This is a genomic window from candidate division TA06 bacterium (assembly GCA_016208585.1).
GTDB lineage: Bacteria > Edwardsbacteria > AC1 > AC1 > EtOH8 > UBA5202.
Genome location: JACQXR010000004.1, coordinates 19,460 through 36,309, shown reverse-complemented (window position 1 = coordinate 36,309; position 16,850 = coordinate 19,460). Strand labels below are relative to the sequence as shown.

Genomic DNA, 16,850 nt, shown 5'->3' with positions numbered 1-16,850 from the left:
TACAAAACCGGCAAGTATGTAAAAAGCTGATGGCAAATGCCATCAGCTTTTTCTTTGTCCTTCCCTGCTTACCTATAAAACAATATTACACCTTCTTTTCTATGTTTTCAAAAGTCATCTCGCTTATCTTAATGATTTTTATTTTATCGCAAATACCATCTTGTAAATTTACCGGCGTATAAAGTTTTTCTTCCGCTTTTTTATAATCCTTGTCCCGGACAATGACAAATGTTTTTATTTCCAGACCAGGCATTGAAGCGAATAAATTTCTATAACGAACGTTTATCGCTTTATCCGCGGTATCAATGGATGTGGCTACCTCAAAAGCGGCAATAATTTTCTTCCCTTTCATCCATAATAAGTCAATTTCCTTTATAATATCAAAAGCCTTGGGGTTTATCCCATAGTCCACCGCCGAAAGCATTTGATGCGATATGTCCCTGAAATTAGGCAGTTTCCTTTGTTCCGTCTCGCCAACATGTATATCATAACCCAACCGGGCGGCATATTTTGCCAGAAAAGCAATGGCGTCATTATGCCCGATATTGGCCGTTATTTCGTCATCGCCGAATATGGTGGTTTGTATTTTAGCCTCCACGGTTTTTATTTCGGTGCTGGCCGGCAATTCTGATTTAAGCCGGTAGCGGTTGCCTTTCCTTTTTTCTCCGCGTTTTAACTGTACCGGATCGCAAAACTTGTCCAATATTTCATTGATGGCCTGAATGCCCGGCCTGTGGCTGTTAACTAAAGTTGAATAGATATTAACCAATATGTCGTCAAGGCTGGCTATTTTCTTTTCTCGCAAAAAGCTGGTGATAAGCCCCTCGGTCAAAAGTTCGGCCGGGATGGCGTCCATGGGCTTTAAAGATTGGGTAGCCCTGTCAACCATCTCCTTTTTATACCATTTTTTATCTTTATGGTACACAAAGTGGCCGTTTAAAAAAGTGCGCAGATCAAAATTAGCCAAACGGTGTAAAAGCCCTTTTTCATTAAGATAGGGGATTAAACCCGTCATTAAGAGGCTCTCGTCAGCGCCGCCGTGGAACTCAATCAACTCCTCAACCTTGTTGCGAAAATCTTTTTCTTCGGCAGATGTTAAAGTGTCTTTTATATTGTCAATTTCCGGCAACTCTTCCTGCCGTTGGAAACTAAGAATAAAATCGCCCAGCATTGAGCCAGGCGCTCGTAAATGCAGAGTAGGCGTATAGTGTTCTATGGGAGGCTGATAAATCATTCCCCTGGTTTTATCAAATCCGGCATCCGGCAATTTAAAACCAGCCCTAACTGCGGCCCTTTGCAAACTCATCCAGACCCCTACTTCCCGGTTGTGAAATGTCATCACCATCCAACCTTTCGGCCTTAAAACACGATGGCATTCCTTAAACACCTTGTACAGCATATTTTCGTAATGCTCTGCCGTTTTGGTGGCCTCAAAACCGGAATGACGCGTTTGAATCGCCTCATCAGCATTGTCAATTACACCTTTTAGTCCGAGTTCATCTTTAAGCCAAACGGCCCAAAAATCACATAATTCGGAATATTGAACATTTCCGCCAAATGGCGGGTCGGTTATTACAATATCAACTACACCCTCCGGCAAGGTCAATTTGTGGGACGATTGAGTAAGCAATAAACAAGATTTTTTCTTTTCTTTTAATTCTTTTATGTTTTTCGCAAAAACGGCATACTGGCCTATTGTTTCCTGCGACGACTTCTTCCCCCTATAAACAGTATTATTGCCGCCTTTTAAACGCTGGACGAACATTTCCCACACATTAAGCTCATACGATATATTTGGCAACCAATACGCATGGTGTTGCCAGCCATGGCCGGTATCGCTTGTTAAAATAGAGGTCCATGATAAGGCGGCGCTGAACGAAAAAATTAAAATATCTTTTTCATTACTTTCTAAACCAACTTTTTCAATAGCCTTCTTCAACCTGGCATTGGCCAGTAAATTTCTTTTTGTGAATAATTTGTAAAAGTGGGTTATGCCTTTTTGGTAAAGCGCGTCATCTCTTTGCCTATCGCCGTCCGGGAATTTGTCTTTGGGATATTTTAGTTTTTCTTTCCGAACCGTTTCCTCAAACGATTTCTCTATCTTCCGATATAGCCTTTTATCAAACTCGTCCGCCGGTTTCTCGCCGGTTTTACCGCAATGGCAATGGTATTTTGCGGTTATCAATTCATCTTCGGTTTTATCGCATGCCGATGGAACAATAACACTGTTACATTTGGGGGTGGCGCACAAATAACGGCCGGCGCTTTTCTTTTTAGCCTGCGCCAAAACTATGGGTTTATGGCAGCCTCCGCAGATAAAAACGTTGCTCCATTCATACCATTCGGCAATCGCTTCTTTACTGCGGCATTTGGGGCAGACCGTTCGGTATAACTCCAGAATGTCTTCTTTTGCCGCAGTTGCAACTTTTTTAAACCCTTCTTCCAGTAAATCCAAATCAACCGGCATTACTTCCATTTTGGTAATAAATGTGGCCATGGGGTTTAAATCAACACCCACAACTTTTCGCCGCAGCTTTAAGCCTTCCACCACGGTCACTCCGCCGCCGCAGAATGGATCAAGGATGATATCGCCCGGCTTGGTGTAATGCTTGATAAGATACGAAAATACATTGTGCGGCCTTCTGGCGAAATAACGGTGCATAGTGTAAATGGGCGTGTGTTCTTCGGCCAATACCGGGGCTTGGATGGGCTTTACTGCCTCATCCTTTGGTCCCTCTGTCTTCGTATATTTGGCGATTTCTTCAGCCACAGACAAATCAGCGATAAATTTCATATCCATATTTGCGCAACAAAGCCCCCGCAAATTACAATTAAAGCATTTCCGGTGTTCTGATTTATTATTACTTGGCCGCCACGTTCATCCCGTCGAACAGCATGGCCGGGGTATTGGTTGAAATGCCGTAACTCCCCATGGCTTCGGTCTCGGACGAGATCTCCAGTACCTTGTTCTTCAAAAGATCGTAGACGTTGCCCGCGATCATGGCGTCCTTGACCCGGCCCACGATCTTCCCCTGCTCCACCTTGTAACCCAGCCCGATGTTGACCGAGAAATCCCCGGCCATGATGTTGCTCTGCCCGGCGCCTAAAAGATCGTAGACGATCAGGCCCGAGTCCATGTTCCTGATCATCTGGGCCAGCTTGGTCTTTCCGCCTGCTATCACCAGGTTGCTGACCTGGGGCGAAGGCTGGGCGCCGAAGGAGCGTCTGCCGTGCCCGGTGGACCTTTTGCCCAGGATCCCCGCAGTCTGCAGGTCGTAAATGAAATTTTTGAACCCGCCCTGATGGAACAGGTCCAGCTTGGCCCCGCAGACCCCCTCGTCGTCGAACGGAGCCGAGGCCAGGCCGTAAGGCAGCAGCGGATCGTCGCTGACGGTGATCCGGGGATCCAGCATCTTCTCGCCCAGCCGGCCCAGCAGCGGCGTGGTCTTCTTCTGCTCCGCCTTGCCGTTGACCCCCAGGGCTATGGACATCCATAAAAGGCTCATGGCTTCGGGGGTGAACAGCACCGGCATTTTCCCGGCAGCCAGCTTAGCCGTTTTTTTGGCGTCTTGATACATCCGGACCATTTTGGCGGTCATCTCAGACGTGGCCAGGTCCAGTTTCCCCCTCCGTCGCTCCTGTTCGATGAAGGTCAGGCTGCCGTTGATTATGGTCACCCCGCTTAGGCCATAGCTGAACGAGGTCTTGTCGTACTCCCCGCAGAACCCACGGCTGTTGGCCAGTGAAACATGATAGAATTTCTTGTTCAGGCCAATATCGCATTTCAGGGCCGGGGCCTTTTGGGCCAGTATTCCCAAGGCTTTTTGTCCCTCGGCCACCGCCTGGGCGGGGGTGAATTTTTCCAATTGAGGATCGACGGTCTTCACTCCGGCCGGTTTGCATCCCGCCGGAAAATTGAACACGGCCTGCTGGCCGAAGGCTGCGCCCGCTGCCGCATGGTCCACTAATGCCGGAAGTTTGTCGAAGTCGGTGGTGGAGGAAAAACCTATCCGGCCGTGCCTGACCACCCGCAGCCCGGCCCCTTTGATCTCCTTGTGTTCCACCGAATGCAGTTTGCCTGAGCGGAACTCCACCGGGCTCTCTTTCCCTTCTACTAAGATGACCTCAGCCGCTTCGGCCTTCTTTTTGGCCAGGTCCAATATTTGGTTTATTATCTTATTCATCTTCATTTCCCTCCCACCACTACGTCTTTGACCCTGATGTGCGGGCCGCCGTCCGAGACCGGCAGCGGCATCTGCCCGTCCTTGCCGCAGCCCCCCAGGCCCCCGTGCAGCTCCAGGTCGTCGCCGATGGCGTCGATGTTCTTCAGGGTCTCAAAGACGTTGCCGGTTAAGATGACGTCCCGGACCATCGGGCCCAGCTTGCCGTTCTTGATCAGATAGGCCTTCATGGCCGAGAAGGTGAACATCTCCAGCTCGGTCATGCCCCCTAAGGCCGAGACTACGTACAGCCCGTTTTTGATCTCGCCGATCATTTTCTGGAAGCTGCAGTCCCGGGGCTCGATATAGGTGCAGCCCATCCGCACAATGGGCTTGAACTGGTAGCTGATGGCCCGGGCGCTGCCTGAAGCCTTCTCGTTCATCCTCCCCGCGGTCTGGCGGGAATGGAGCCTCCCTACTAAAATCCCGTTCTTGATCAGATAATTCTTTTGTGCAGCCACCCCCTCCTCGTCGTAGCAGTAATGCCCCCGCTGGCCCCTGATGGTGGCGTCGTCTAAGATGGACAGGGCGCCGACCCCGAACTTTATTCCTAATGTCATCATCTTTTTCAGCTTGGAGTTTTCGGAAATGAAGTCGGCCTCGGACAGGTGGCCAAAAGCCTCGTGGGCGAACACCCCGCACATCTTGGGGTCCATCACCACCGTGTATTTGCCGGAGGAGACCTTCTCGGCCTTGAGAAGATCCCGGGCGTCCTTGACTGTTGCTTCCGCTTTTGATTCCAGCTTCAGCACGGTATGGTAGCCTCCGGTGCCGCCCACCGTGTCGTGAGCCCGCTGGACGTTGGCTCCGTCCTTGGCCACCGCGGCGAAGGCCGCCCCGCAGTACATCCGTTCCTCGGTGATGAAGGTGCCCTCGGTGTTGGCGAAGGTCTGTTTTTTGAAGACATCCTCGTAGCGGACGCTGGAGCTGATGATGCCCTTGGAGTCGGTGATGATGCCGTTGTACTTTTTGGCCAGCTTCACCTTCTGGTCCAGCGGTATCTTCCGGGGATCGTCCTTTAAGTTGACCTTGATGACGGCCGTCACTTTGGGGACCTTGGCCAGTTTGCTTTTGCCTTTGCCCACTAATCTGGCCGCCCGACAAGCTTGGGCCACCTTGGCATCCAGTTCGTCCAACGAGTTGAAGGAGACGAAGCCCCAGCCGCCCTTGTACAGGGCCCGGACGTTTCCGCCCTTGACGGCGTTGGCCCCCACGCTGTCCAGTTCCTTCCCGGCATAGGTGACGCCGGTGATGGTTTTCTCCTCCAGCCGTATCTCCAGGTAATCGGCCTGGCCCTTGCCCAGCGCTTTTTTGATCAGACCTTCCATGAAGCTCCTTGATTATATGTGCTGATTTTTGTTTTACCTTAATAGGACGGATACATCCGCAGATTACACAGATTTACACAGATTTTCCAATATCAATTCAAATCGTTTATAAAATTAATGGTTACCATCTGCGTTAATCTGCGGATAAGAATTTCCTGTAATTTCTGGCTTCCTTATAGTTTTGCCCTTGACCCTTGAAAGTAAAATATTTCCTGTCGTTGTTTTGTGTTTTATATTTGAACTTTTATTTTTGGGATTATTCTGCATTTTGCATTCTTGCCCTGAGATTGCCGAAGGGTTGCATTTCTTAATTTTTAATTTTAAAATTCGATCCCCTTCCTCGCCTGCGCCCCTTGCTGGTAATAGTGCTTGATCTCTTTGACCTCCGAAACCAGGTCGGCCAGTCTTATCAGAGCCTTGGGGGCATGGCGCCCGGTGATCACTAATTCCAAGTTCTTCGGTATTTTGGAGACCAGCGCCAACACCTCATCCAGCGGCGCCAGGTTGAAGTCCAGGGCCACGTTCAGCTCGTCCAGGATGATGATGTCGTGTTTCCTGGAGCCGATGGCCTTGGCCGCGAAGTCCAGCGCTTCCTGCGCCCCCTTGATGTCGGCCGGGGCCGGGTTCTTCTTGTCCACGAAGCTGGGCCGCCCGAACTGTTTGATAGTGAAGCCGGGCAGCAGTCTGGCTGATCTCAGTTCCCCGTAGTTGACCTTGCCCTTCATGAACTGGATCATCAATATCTTTTTCTTCCGCCCGGAGGCCCGCATGGCCAGCCCCAGGGCCGCAGTGGTCTTGCCTTTGCCGTTGCCGGTGTATACTTGGATCATGCTATACCTAAAATAGTGTATTAAAGGAGTAACGTAGGAACGGACAAGTTCATAGTTTTTGGGCCAGGACCAGCGTCTGCTTTTTCTTTACCGACCCCGAGCCGTTGGCGTCCCGGGCCTCCAGCAGGACGATGTAAACCCCTATCGGGCAGATCCGCCCCCCGCCGTCCCGGCCGTCCCAGACCAGCGAGCCGCTGTTACCGAACTCCCTTTGTTCGGCCAGGGTCTTCACCGGCCGTCCCAGCCGGTCGAAGATCTTGAGGTTGACCACCGCCCTGGTCCAGGCGAGATCGAAGCTTATCAGGGTTCGGTCCTCGAACCCGTCGCCGTCCGGGGAGAAGGGATTGGGAGAAATGCTTAAGTTAGCCGAGGATTCCAGTTTTTCAATATAGATGCTGTTTTGGGCGCCGGGAGTGGAACCGCTTGAAACCACGCATCCGTCCCAACCGGCCGCATCCTGGCTCAGCAAAAAGGGATTGATCCTTTCCAGCGACTTGCCGTCCCCGCCGCCCCAGGAAGACTGGTACTGCACCCGGTCCACCGCCGCGCCCCTTTGATCCCGCAGACAGACGATGTCGGCATCGTTGTTCAGCGAAGGCCAGCCATTGACTTTAATCCTGGGACAAGTTCCGCCCAGATATATGGTATCCTGAGCCAGCAGCAAAAACGCGCCCGGAAAAACGGTTTGATGGACGGTGGTAATGTTCTGGGGCGAAACCGTGGCATCTTCCAAGGTCCAGTTCCAAACGTCAATGGCACTGCCGGAACGGTTGTAAAGCTCCACCCACTCCGGCATCCCGGCATAGGGATCGTACATGATTTCGTTGATTACCAGAGGACTGCCGGCCAGGTATGAAAAGAGCTGATGGTTGTTCTCCAAAACGCTTTCGCTGTCGCTAAGGACCATGGCCATCAGTTGATAAGCACCCTCGGCCTGAGCATTATGGGTAAAACTGCAAACCCTTTCGCTGCTTAAAGAATCCCATTGCTCCCGATGAAAAACCGTTTCCCCGGACTGGCAAATTGAATCGCCGTTGGCATCCTGGTAAAAGGTAAGTGAGACATTCCGGGCGGTATTGGTTCCCTGGTTCTTCACCAACGCCGAAACGGTAAAAGTGTTTCCCGCCGTAATCTCCAGCGGCGTGGTGAATGGCGTTGACAGGGCGATATCGTAAGCTTGCGGGCTGTTGGTGTATCCCGGCGTAGGCTTTGCAAATTTTGACCAGTCGGCGGAAGTGTCGTTATCCACTCCGTCGCTGCCTAGGCCCAGCGACCAGGTGCAGGTAACAGTATCCACAAAATTCCCCCGGGTCCAAATCCCGGCATTGCCCGCAGTGGCTTCGTAGGTCTGCCCAGCCGCTCCATATTGCACAAAATCGATGATGCTGTCCCGGGTGGAATCGGAAAATATTGCCAGCGACCCCTTGACGTTGGGCATGTTGCCGGTGGGCGCGGTCCCTTCGTAGAGATCTGAGACGGTATTGACGCCGGCCAGCCGGAGATACAAGACCGCGAAAGATCTTCCCGGCAGCACAAAGCCCTGGGGAATTATGTAATGGGGCGAGCGGCCGGGGTAAATATCATAGCCCGATAAACCCTGGGCGATGGAATCGGGATTATAGAGTTCTACCCATTCCTTGCCGGTGTCGCCGGCCGGGTCCAAGTAATAGCAAAACTCGTTGATGACCACCCCGGCCCGGGCCGTGGAGAAAATAAAAAAAACGGCGGCTAAAAGCCACCAGCCGCTTATGCTTAATCTTTCGGTCATGGTTAATTGCTTTTTCATATTTACCCACTACTGACCCGCCAAGGGTTGTTTAAACCTTGCCGATGCCGTAGTAGCATTTATTAGTGCTGCCTGCTACGTAGGCCGAACTTTAGGAGAGGGTTGGGTGAGTTCCTGAGGTGACGAAGGCAGGGTGCTGCGCAAACCCAAACCCTATTCAATGTCTGCCAGCAGTTTTTTCAGCAGCCCGGCATCGTGCTTGATCCGCTCCCCCATCCGGTCGCTAATCTTTTCCCGCAGGGCTATCATCTGGGGCGGATATTTTTTTAGGTTGACATTGGCCTTACCCACCATTTCCTCGTCAAATAAAAGCCGGCTGACCCTTTCGTAGATGGCCTGGACCTCTTTCTGTTTTTTCCCCCTGAGCTTTTTTAGTTCCCGCTGGGCCATCTCCTTCTGAAGCTTATCCCGGGCCAGCGACATTTTTTTGCGCCATTCCATCTCGTCGGGCACGTATTTGGAGGCCAGGGGCCCCACTATCAGGCGCTTGATGGCCTGTAGCTCCTCGTCTACCTCGGCCTGCTGTTCTAAGATGGACTCCTCGGCCCGGCATTCTTCTTCGGCCGGCCCCTGCTCGTAGGTCCGCTGGTGGGCGATGTGCATCTGCGATTCCTGCAGGTCTCCGATAGCCTGGTCTATGGACTGGATCTCCAGCAGCTGGCCGGCCCTAAGGTCGTGCAGCCAGAACTGCACCGTCTGGATGGAGGAGTTCCTGACCGCTTCTAAGTAGATCTGGACGTGAAGCGGATTCTTGCCGATGATCCCCAGCACTTCCTCATCGCTTGGAATCTCGCCCTTGGCCTGGCCTTTGTAGACGCTGGAGGTGATCTCGAACCCCTGCCCCAGGCAGACATAGTCCTTGGTGTCGTTGAAGAACAGGCGGCCGATGAAGAATTTTACCTCGTCGCCCGGCTGGTAGCGCACCAGCACATGGCTCCCTTCGCTTAAGCCCTGCTCCTCCCCCTTTAATTTGAGTACCTGGGCCAGATCAAACAGCCTTTCGTTGCCTTGCTGATCGCACAGCTTGGGAAGGTGCCGGGAGTATTCCTGCTGCTGTTCCAGCGACAAATCGTCAAGATCAGCGGCTGGACGCACCAGCATGGCCCGTTTGTTGACCTCGCCGTATTCCTGCTTCAGGCGTTCCATCTCTTCGGAGTGCTGGGCGATGGTGATGGTGTCGGAAAGCTGCAGCGCCAGCTGTTCCAGGGTGCGCTCCAGGTCGGCCTTCTCGGCCTCGATGGACTTGACCGCCTCCTCCACCATCTCCAGGGCTTCGCTGCGGGCCCGGGTCACTAATTGTTCCTTCTCATTGTCCGACATGGTCTGCAGCCGGAACTGGTTGGCCATGGCGGCGAACTGCACCGATTTTCCCTTTTCATTTTCGTACAGGGTCTTTAACCGGGTAATGGCCGCCATGTGCTCCCGCCGCTCCACTTCCAGTTGCTTCAGCCGGTCGGCGTAGACCTGGTTGGCCACGGTGATAGCCCGTTGTTTGTCCCCGGAAAAGGCGTTGGGGGCGTAGTAGACCAGGATGTCGGTCTTGTATTGTCCCATCACCTCCAGCTTGTCACCGAAAGTCTCCTTGAGGACCTCGGAGATGTCTACCATCAAAGCTTCCTTGGCGCTCATTATCATCTGGGGGCTGCCCCCGAACATCCGGAACACGGTCTTCTGCTTGTCCCGCAGGTCGTCAATGGTCATGACGATGGATGGCTCCATCATCCGGCCATCGGGCATAATCACCATTATCTGCCGGCCGGCAGGTTTGATCACCTTGCCGTCTGGCATGATCACCATTATTTTTTTTGGGGGGGGATTGGGGGGCATAGCTTACTGAATTCCGTATGTTATTATGTTTTACTTTACCATAAAATACATTTTGGGGTCAATAGCTAAGTAAAAATAAGGGGGAATGCTTTATCAGCATTCCCCTTTAAAAAACAACCATCGTTTATAATATCATTTAAATGGTCGTTTTTGCTTTCAACCGTGAATAAACCGAATTTTATGGGATCAATCCAAGAAGGAATCCGTTCCACTTTTATCAATTTATCAAACTCAAACTTTGAAGGACTCTTATAGAGCAATTGAAGGCCCAATTTTGCAGTTATTTTATTTTCTCTTTTTTGTTGCATAATTCTATCCAGCCCCTATCATTCCCCGGCGGGATTCGCCTGCCCACGATCACAGCATCAAACTGCGTTTGCAATAAATGCCCACATCCTTCCGAAGCGTCCAACGCAATAGTCAGATCATGCCGTCCCTGTATGTAGATTGGGACAACAAGCTCCTGCAAATCCGCATATGCGCCATCCTCTATCCAAAGTATTTTCGCCATGATATTTTATCCGAAACTATATCCGGTTCTTTTTGGTCTTTTAATTCACTCCAAAAGCTTGCAGGTATCGGCCCTCTTTTCCATGCATAATATTCAAGCCCTGTAACGCTTCTGCCTGTTTGTCTAAAATGAATAAAATCCAAAAAGGCAAAAAGTTTCATAAGTTTTGTCATGCCACAATATTTTGTGTGTTTTGCAAAATAAATTGCGGCATTCAATAATTTTTCACGGCTATGATCTATTAACATAAAACAAAATTCCAACAGATGAACAATTACTTTTGTTCATTTAAAAAGTGTTTTTATTCCTGCTTCTTCCTGATTTTCCTCGACCAAATAGAATTCTGCTTTTTCGTTTATAGTGAACAAGTCCAACTCCGTTTGCTGATATTTTTTGATTTTGCCGTTGCGATGCTGCTCCGTCATTTTATCAAGCACGTTCTTCTTGTATACGGTATCGGCATTACCGGCAAGATGCTCCCCTTTGTTTTCGAGAACATAAAGCAGTTCGATTTGGTCGCTTCCCTTTTTCCTGGCGGCCACAAAATCCGGCCGTATTTTATATTGTTGCCAGCCTTGGATGGCATACCAATTATTGCTGGCCTTGTTTCTATACCACCAGAGAATCTTTTCCTGCCGGTCAAGTATATCGCCCACCTTACGCTCAAGCTCGTTCATAGTATTCATATCAGCATCTTCGTATAAATAATTATCGTAAGCGCTGGGCACCGGGTTGACAGTCATAAAATCCGTTTGCGGGATATGATAACCTATCTCGCCTTCGTTGGAAACCGCCAGAACTAATTTGTCGTCGTCCAAGTATTTGTGGAATATTTTTTCTTCCTGCCTTGTTTTTTCGTCATTCAACATCCGGTGCAGCATAGAGGCAATATGGCTGAAATGCTCTGCCAGCTTTTTATTGCCCAGTCTACTTCTCAAAACGGCGATGTGGGCCATTGCCGTCTTTCTTGCATGGAAGGGATTCTCTATCAGTTCTGCATAGCGGCGGGTAAGGTAGTCAATGTTGACATTTTCTTCTTCATTAATCAACGATGTTTCTTCGCGGAATGTCGTCCGGCTTTGGCTATTGATGGTTATTGCAAAAGACTGCCGTTCCTTATTTTCCTCGCTCAGACTACTGTCAATGGTTTTTATTTGTTTGTCTTCAATCTTTAATTGGGCAAGGTCAAGTTGTTGCTTTATATCGGCGCCATAGGAAAAACGCCGTTTTTTATCCCTATCGCCTATCATCACCCACACCGGCAAATAAAAAGCATATTCGTACTTTTTGAATTTCTTTTTTATCTTGACCGTTTTTTCCTGGTTAATGTCGTCGCGGTTTTTTAACTTTATCCTGTTTACCAAGTCTTCCAGCCCCTCTTTCCTGAATCCAGCCGCTACCCGTTCCAGCATTTGGCGGGTATCGCCCCTGGAATAATAAACATAACTTTCGTCCAGTTCCTTGATGCCCATCTTTTGGGCATAGGGTTGCCGCATTATCCTGCCCACCAACTGGGTAATACCGGTATCCGAATTAACGTTGGGTATAATGCCCAGGACATAGGCAAAGGAACAATCCCAGCCCTCGCGCAAGGCTTCTTTGGTGATTATATACCGCACCGGGCAATCCGAGGCGAACAGGTTGACATCCTCGATGTCATTTTGGGCGGCGGTTTTGATGGCGATTTCATCCTGATTTACTTCCAAATCCATCAGGTATTCACGCACATCCTGGCTGTGCACCCTGCCCTTACCGCGCTGGTCGTGGCCCGTGGCCTCCACTTGTATCAAGGCAATGGGCCGGATATATAGGCCCCTTGACCCGTGAAAATCCCTGGCTTTTTTCTCTAATTTTTCCCGGTGGGTTTTGATCTCCTTAACCATCGCCTTCCAGTCGTTGCTTTGACGGCTGGCCGGGGGCAGGATGTGCATGTCCAGCTTGACCATCTCCTCGTCCTTCAACTCCAAACCGGTAATTGACACGAAGGTATTCATCTCGGCTTTGGGCGTGGCGGAAAGCCCAAGGATCATTTCGGGGTTAAGGTTGTCTATGGTACCCCGCGCCATATCGGAAAATACCTTGTGTATCTCGTCAATGATTATGAATGGCTTGGAAACCCTGATGGCGTTCCCCAGGCTGGTTTTGATTAAAGGCCCTATTTCCGAAAGCAAATCCATATTGGGGTATGCTTTCAGTAATTCAGCGTGCAGGTCATACCGATTGTCCTGCGGGAAAAAACTCTCATAACCGCCGGAATCCTGAAATACCTTTAAAGCCTCCTTGCCGTTATGGCGGCTGATGGACTGGATCATCACGAAAAGTATGACTAAGTTTTCTTCGATGTCCTGGGTGGTTAGACGCTGGCCCTTTTCCAAAATAACCGTGCGGTTGCCGCTGCACTGGTCAAGCAATTGCCGCAGCACATTGCTTTTATCGCGCAGTTTCTTTACGGTTTGGGTGTAGATGGTTTCCGTGGGTACTATCCAAACTACCAGGCCGGTTCGTTTTTGGGCAAACAAATTTTGATATTCGCGGATGGCCTCAACCGCCAACAGCGTCTTACCCCCGCCGGTGGGGACCTTCATGACTAGGCGGGGATACCATTCGTTAAGCCCGTTTTTGCATTTGTCCCGATATTCTTTGCCTGCACCGGCAAATACCGGCTCCACCCAATTAAGAGTGTTCCGCATATTTTCCGGCAGGGCCTGGCGCGCGGTATTGTAACTGTTCTTCGTTTCCCGCGCAGCCCGGTAAAATTGCTGCAAGACGAGAACGACTTTATGTTGGTAATTCTTCAGAAACATAACCTATTCTTCCAACTCGCCGAAAATCCTTTCAATCCGGGGACGCACAACAGGGTACTCGTTCTTGATGGTATTCCAAACAATTCCGTAATCCACTCCCATGTAAAAATGGATGACCGTGTCCCGCATTCCCGCCATTTCTTTCCAGGGGATATCGGGATATTTCCGCCTAAGCTCTGGCGGTAGGTTTTTTACCGCTTCCCCGATGATCTCGATGCAACGGATCACCGTATAGTGCTTTTCTTGGAGCAAAACGAAGGTTTCAAAATCGATATCGGCTACGATGTTTTCCGCGAGACGCATGTTTTCCAGTATATCGCTGACGAATAATTTCGACCGGCGCTTCATACCGGCACCGCCTCGGCGAAGATGATGTCCTTGAGTTCTTTTCTTACGCTGCGCCGGAGCACGACGTCCGCCTTCGCCCCAAGCTGCTCGGAAAGATAAATCTGGAGTCCGGCGACGTCAAAGAGCGACACCTCGCGGTCAAACTCCACCAGCACGTCCAAATCGCTATCCACCCGCTGTTCGCCGCGCGCATATGAGCCGAATATCTCCAGCCGGCTGACGCCATAGCGGCGGTGGATTTCGTCTTTAAGCTTGGACAGCGTTTCCTTGATTTCAGCCATCGTTTTCATTGGCTGTTTCTCCTGAATAAATTATACGGTATGCCTACAAAATCTATGTTCTTTTCTTGCAGGTAATCCTCATCCAAAAAACAAGCCGGGGCATAGACGATGCACTTTTTACCCTTGCGGGCTTTTAGTATGCTTTCCGCCAACGGTAGATTCAATGCCAGTCTGGTCAATTCATCATAGTCTTTTTTGTAAACAAGATAAATCGCCTGTTGTTTGTGCAAACCCACGAAGTAGGTTTTTTCGTCTATTTTGCTTTCATCCTTTAGATATTCGCCGGTGCAAAGGTAATAGACGTACTTGGCAAATTGCTTGTATGTGGGCAGAACGCCGGAAAGTAAGCTTTCGGGGTCAATGGGATCGCCCACCCGAAGGTATTTAAAACCGCTTTCGTATTCGTATTTCTCTATGGCCCGTTTTACACGTTCACGAGTTATGTCCTTGCATATGTTCTTATCAGGTTCCTGTTTTGAGGCCTCGGTCATTTGCACCATGATGCACTTACGTTTGCTACCGATATCCTTGTTTAGATCAAACAGTGCATGCATGGTAGTACCGGACCCAGCGAATGAATCGAGTATAATGGAATCTTTTATTGTAAATATTTGAAGCAATGATTTTATTAACTTTGTTGGCTTGGGATTATCAAATTCAATTTTTAAGGATGCTATCTCATCAGAGGCTTCTTGATTTGAACCGAATTCTTCATGACCCCAAAAATTATGTGCGCACTGTCCCTCAATTTCTCTTTCAAATTTATAATACTTCTTCCTTGGTAGACCATCACCATTTTTAGGCCAATATATTCTACCCTCAGCCAAGTAGGCTTTAAAAGTATCTTCTGTACCTAACCACTCCTCCGACAATATCTTGCCCGTTGGTGTTACTATTTTATACTTAGTGCCTGTCTGCCCTGAACCAGATTTCCATGGTTTAGAGGCCCAATCACCTTTTGGATCATGATCCGGATTCGAAAAATCACCACTTAAGGCTAAACCATTAAATGTACCTTTGGATTTCAGTGTATTTAGATTCTTAGCGTAAATTACTATAAATTCTGCAACTTTTCCAATTGCTTTGCTTTTATCGTTTGGTTGATTGTGTCTACGCCGCCAGCAAATTACCTCTTCTTTGTTTTGCTCACCATATATCTCATCCATAATTCTAAGTAAACTGCCAAGTTCAAGATCATCTATGCTAATACAAATAACACCATCATCATCAAGCAAATCTCTTAAAAGACGCAGCCTTGGCACCATCATGCAAAGCCACTTATCATGACGGGTCATATCTTCTTTGCCCACTTCCTTGCCCAGCCATTCCTTTATAAGAGGGCTGTTTACTTTATCGTTATATATCCAGCCTTCATTGCCGGTATTATACGGCGGGTCAATGTAAATGCACTTTATCTTACCCTGGTACTGCGGCAACAAAGCTTTTAAGGCCAGCAGGTTGTCGCCTTCAATAATAAGATTACCTGCACTGAGCAGGGTCGAAGTGCCCTCGCCCTTCTTCGCTTGAAAGTCCAACTTGGTCACTTCTTCCAGCGTGTGGTAGGGTATCGTAAGGTGGTGGTTCCAGATTATGTTTTTGCCTTTGAATTGGAGAGTGGGCATGGTTATATCCTTTATAGCACGGTTTATGCAGCTTTATCACGTTCAATATACGATTCTGCATTTAACCTAAAATCATCTAAAGATGGAAACTGTTTATCTGCTGCACTTGTTATTCTTGTTCTGTCCTTTTTAGGCAGCTCTTCAAAGTCTTCGTGAACAATATAACTTTTAAAAGGCAGCTTTTTCTTTTGGAACTCCAGGCAGGAAATGGTGACCAGACGCGCTTTGGAGGTGTCCTTAACGCCGAATAAGTATATTGGGCGAGGCGATATCTCGAAGGCGAAATCCACCTCCAGGTCGTCACGGTCCTCAATCGGGAATACTTTTGAACTTGGATTATATTTTGCCAGTTTTTCCTCGATGAATTCCTCCAGCATCTCGTAAAACAGGCTTTGTATTACCTCGCGCTTGTATATTCTCATGTTGCTGACCTTGGCTATTGCCTGCACGAACTGCATGACAGCCGGGTATATCGCCTCCGGAGAAGTTTCCAAATATATATTCCCGTTTTCCACGCCAACCTGGTTTTCCGTCAATATTTTGTTGAATATGCGTTGTTTGTTTTCTGTATCTAACTCAAAAGAATACGAAAGGCGCATCAGGGTCATGCCATGATCACAAACACGGATTTTTCCGCCATTAACCTTTGAGGCCTCAAGGTACAATTCCATCATGTCTCCATCTTCATGATAGAACGGGGCCAGCAGTTGGTTTATTCCTGGCCGTTTTTCCCGGAATGCAATCCGGCCGTTTAATTGTTCTTTGAGCAGACTTAGGTAATCCATTTTCATTCACCAAACAGTGTTGGGCTTTGGTAGGTTGGGAAATGCTCGCCAGCGTTGGTTATGTGAAAATCAGCCAATGCGCACATCAAGGCTTCCTGGTAGCTTGCGTATTTTTTCGTCAAAAGGCCACCCCGTTCCGGCTTCATACCCTTTTCAATATTTTCAGCCTTTCCAGTGTGTATATGATAACCAAAATGGGGGACAGATTCCAAATCTTCAACTACGTCATGGGGTCCGTTGTATCGTGCAAGTATGATGTCTCCAATTTTCTCTTTCGTATGGTAGACTAAACCGATGGAAAAATCTTCTTCAAACGCTTCGTTTTTCCTCATGAATACAGTAAATTCATGCTTCCCGTCTTTCGATTTTAGCTTCATGCTATTGCGCCAAGAACCGTTCAACAGTTGCATTTCCTTTTTCGGCGGTTCTATGATTTCTTTTGGGCAGATGATCAATGAATCGAGAAAAGATTGCGTGAGTTTAAGTTCGCGGTCAACCATGATATTAA

14 protein-coding genes are annotated in these 16,850 nt (G+C 49.0%); all 14 read right to left on the bottom strand.

Features of this window, described 5'->3' with window-relative positions:
- Window positions 1–85: 85 nt before the first annotated feature.
- Window positions 86–2,794, bottom strand: a complete 2,709-nt coding sequence (locus HY768_00345; protein MBI4725673.1) for a hypothetical protein — start codon at window positions 2,792–2,794, stop codon at window positions 86–88.
- A gap of 67 nt (window positions 2,795–2,861) precedes the next feature.
- On the bottom strand, window positions 2,862–4,184 hold the full coding sequence (locus HY768_00340) for a TldD/PmbA family protein (GenBank protein ID MBI4725672.1): 1,323 nt from the start codon (window positions 4,182–4,184) through the stop codon (window positions 2,862–2,864).
- A 2-nt stretch (window positions 4,185–4,186) separates the two neighbouring features.
- Window positions 4,187–5,548 (bottom strand): TldD/PmbA family protein, encoded by a 1,362-nt coding sequence (locus tag HY768_00335; GenBank protein ID MBI4725671.1) that lies wholly within the window; start codon window positions 5,546–5,548, stop codon window positions 4,187–4,189.
- 320 nt (window positions 5,549–5,868) lie between these two features.
- Window positions 5,869–6,378 (bottom strand): cob(I)yrinic acid a,c-diamide adenosyltransferase, encoded by a 510-nt coding sequence (locus HY768_00330; protein MBI4725670.1) that lies wholly within the window; start codon window positions 6,376–6,378, stop codon window positions 5,869–5,871.
- A gap of 49 nt (window positions 6,379–6,427) precedes the next feature.
- A complete protein-coding gene (locus HY768_00325) occupies window positions 6,428–8,164 on the bottom strand; it encodes a lamin tail domain-containing protein (protein MBI4725669.1) in 1,737 nt (578 codons plus the stop codon).
- 153 nt (window positions 8,165–8,317) lie between these two features.
- Window positions 8,318–9,952 (bottom strand): hypothetical protein, encoded by a 1,635-nt coding sequence (locus HY768_00320; GenBank protein ID MBI4725668.1) that lies wholly within the window; start codon window positions 9,950–9,952, stop codon window positions 8,318–8,320.
- 104 nt (window positions 9,953–10,056) lie between these two features.
- Window positions 10,057–10,299, bottom strand: a complete 243-nt coding sequence (locus tag HY768_00315; protein MBI4725667.1) for a hypothetical protein — start codon at window positions 10,297–10,299, stop codon at window positions 10,057–10,059.
- Window positions 10,300–10,480: 181 nt separating this feature from the next.
- Entirely contained in the window at window positions 10,481–10,750 is a 270-nt protein-coding gene (locus HY768_00310) for a SocA family protein (protein MBI4725666.1), read from the bottom strand.
- A 36-nt stretch (window positions 10,751–10,786) separates the two neighbouring features.
- Window positions 10,787–13,306: a DEAD/DEAH box helicase family protein gene (locus HY768_00305; protein ID MBI4725665.1), complete on the bottom strand. Its 2,520-nt coding sequence runs from the start codon at window positions 13,304–13,306 to the stop codon at window positions 10,787–10,789.
- A 3-nt stretch (window positions 13,307–13,309) separates the two neighbouring features.
- Entirely contained in the window at window positions 13,310–13,654 is a 345-nt protein-coding gene (locus HY768_00300) for a DUF86 domain-containing protein (protein MBI4725664.1), read from the bottom strand.
- Window positions 13,651–13,944, bottom strand: coding sequence for a nucleotidyltransferase family protein (locus tag HY768_00295; GenBank protein ID MBI4725663.1), 294 nt, complete (start codon window positions 13,942–13,944; stop codon window positions 13,651–13,653). The genes HY768_00300 and HY768_00295 overlap by 4 nt, the downstream gene beginning before the upstream one ends.
- Window positions 13,941–15,557 (bottom strand): site-specific DNA-methyltransferase, encoded by a 1,617-nt coding sequence (locus HY768_00290; GenBank protein MBI4725662.1) that lies wholly within the window; start codon window positions 15,555–15,557, stop codon window positions 13,941–13,943. The genes HY768_00295 and HY768_00290 overlap by 4 nt, the downstream gene beginning before the upstream one ends.
- A gap of 23 nt (window positions 15,558–15,580) precedes the next feature.
- A complete protein-coding gene (locus HY768_00285) occupies window positions 15,581–16,342 on the bottom strand; it encodes a DUF1828 domain-containing protein (protein ID MBI4725661.1) in 762 nt (253 codons plus the stop codon).
- Window positions 16,343–16,344: 2 nt separating this feature from the next.
- Complete coding sequence (locus HY768_00280) at window positions 16,345–16,842, bottom strand: hypothetical protein (protein MBI4725660.1); 498 nt, start codon at window positions 16,840–16,842, stop codon at window positions 16,345–16,347.
- Between the last annotated feature and the right edge of the window lie 8 nt (window positions 16,843–16,850).

Excerpts from the sequence above, each read along its gene's own strand:
- HY768_00345 (MBI4725673.1), bottom strand. The coding sequence starts at position 2,794 with ATGAAATTTATCGCTGATTTGTCTGTGGCTGAAGAAATCGCCAAATAT.
- HY768_00340 (MBI4725672.1), bottom strand. The coding sequence starts at position 4,184 with ATGAATAAGATAATAAACCAAATATTGGACCTGGCCAAAAAGAAGGCC.
- HY768_00335 (MBI4725671.1), bottom strand. The coding sequence starts at position 5,548 with ATGGAAGGTCTGATCAAAAAAGCGCTGGGCAAGGGCCAGGCCGATTAC.
- HY768_00330 (MBI4725670.1), bottom strand. The coding sequence starts at position 6,378 with ATGATCCAAGTATACACCGGCAACGGCAAAGGCAAGACCACTGCGGCC.
- HY768_00325 (MBI4725669.1), bottom strand. The coding sequence starts at position 8,164 with ATGAAAAAGCAATTAACCATGACCGAAAGATTAAGCATAAGCGGCTGG.
- HY768_00320 (MBI4725668.1), bottom strand. The coding sequence starts at position 9,952 with ATGCCAGACGGCAAGGTGATCAAACCTGCCGGCCGGCAGATAATGGTG.
- HY768_00315 (MBI4725667.1), bottom strand. The coding sequence starts at position 10,299 with ATGCAACAAAAAAGAGAAAATAAAATAACTGCAAAATTGGGCCTTCAA.
- HY768_00310 (MBI4725666.1), bottom strand. The coding sequence starts at position 10,750 with ATGTTAATAGATCATAGCCGTGAAAAATTATTGAATGCCGCAATTTAT.
- HY768_00305 (MBI4725665.1), bottom strand. The coding sequence starts at position 13,306 with ATGTTTCTGAAGAATTACCAACATAAAGTCGTTCTCGTCTTGCAGCAA.
- HY768_00300 (MBI4725664.1), bottom strand. The coding sequence starts at position 13,654 with ATGAAGCGCCGGTCGAAATTATTCGTCAGCGATATACTGGAAAACATG.
- HY768_00295 (MBI4725663.1), bottom strand. The coding sequence starts at position 13,944 with ATGAAAACGATGGCTGAAATCAAGGAAACGCTGTCCAAGCTTAAAGAC.
- HY768_00290 (MBI4725662.1), bottom strand. The coding sequence starts at position 15,557 with ATGCCCACTCTCCAATTCAAAGGCAAAAACATAATCTGGAACCACCAC.
- HY768_00285 (MBI4725661.1), bottom strand. The coding sequence starts at position 16,342 with ATGGATTACCTAAGTCTGCTCAAAGAACAATTAAACGGCCGGATTGCA.
- HY768_00280 (MBI4725660.1), bottom strand. The coding sequence starts at position 16,842 with ATGGTTGACCGCGAACTTAAACTCACGCAATCTTTTCTCGATTCATTG.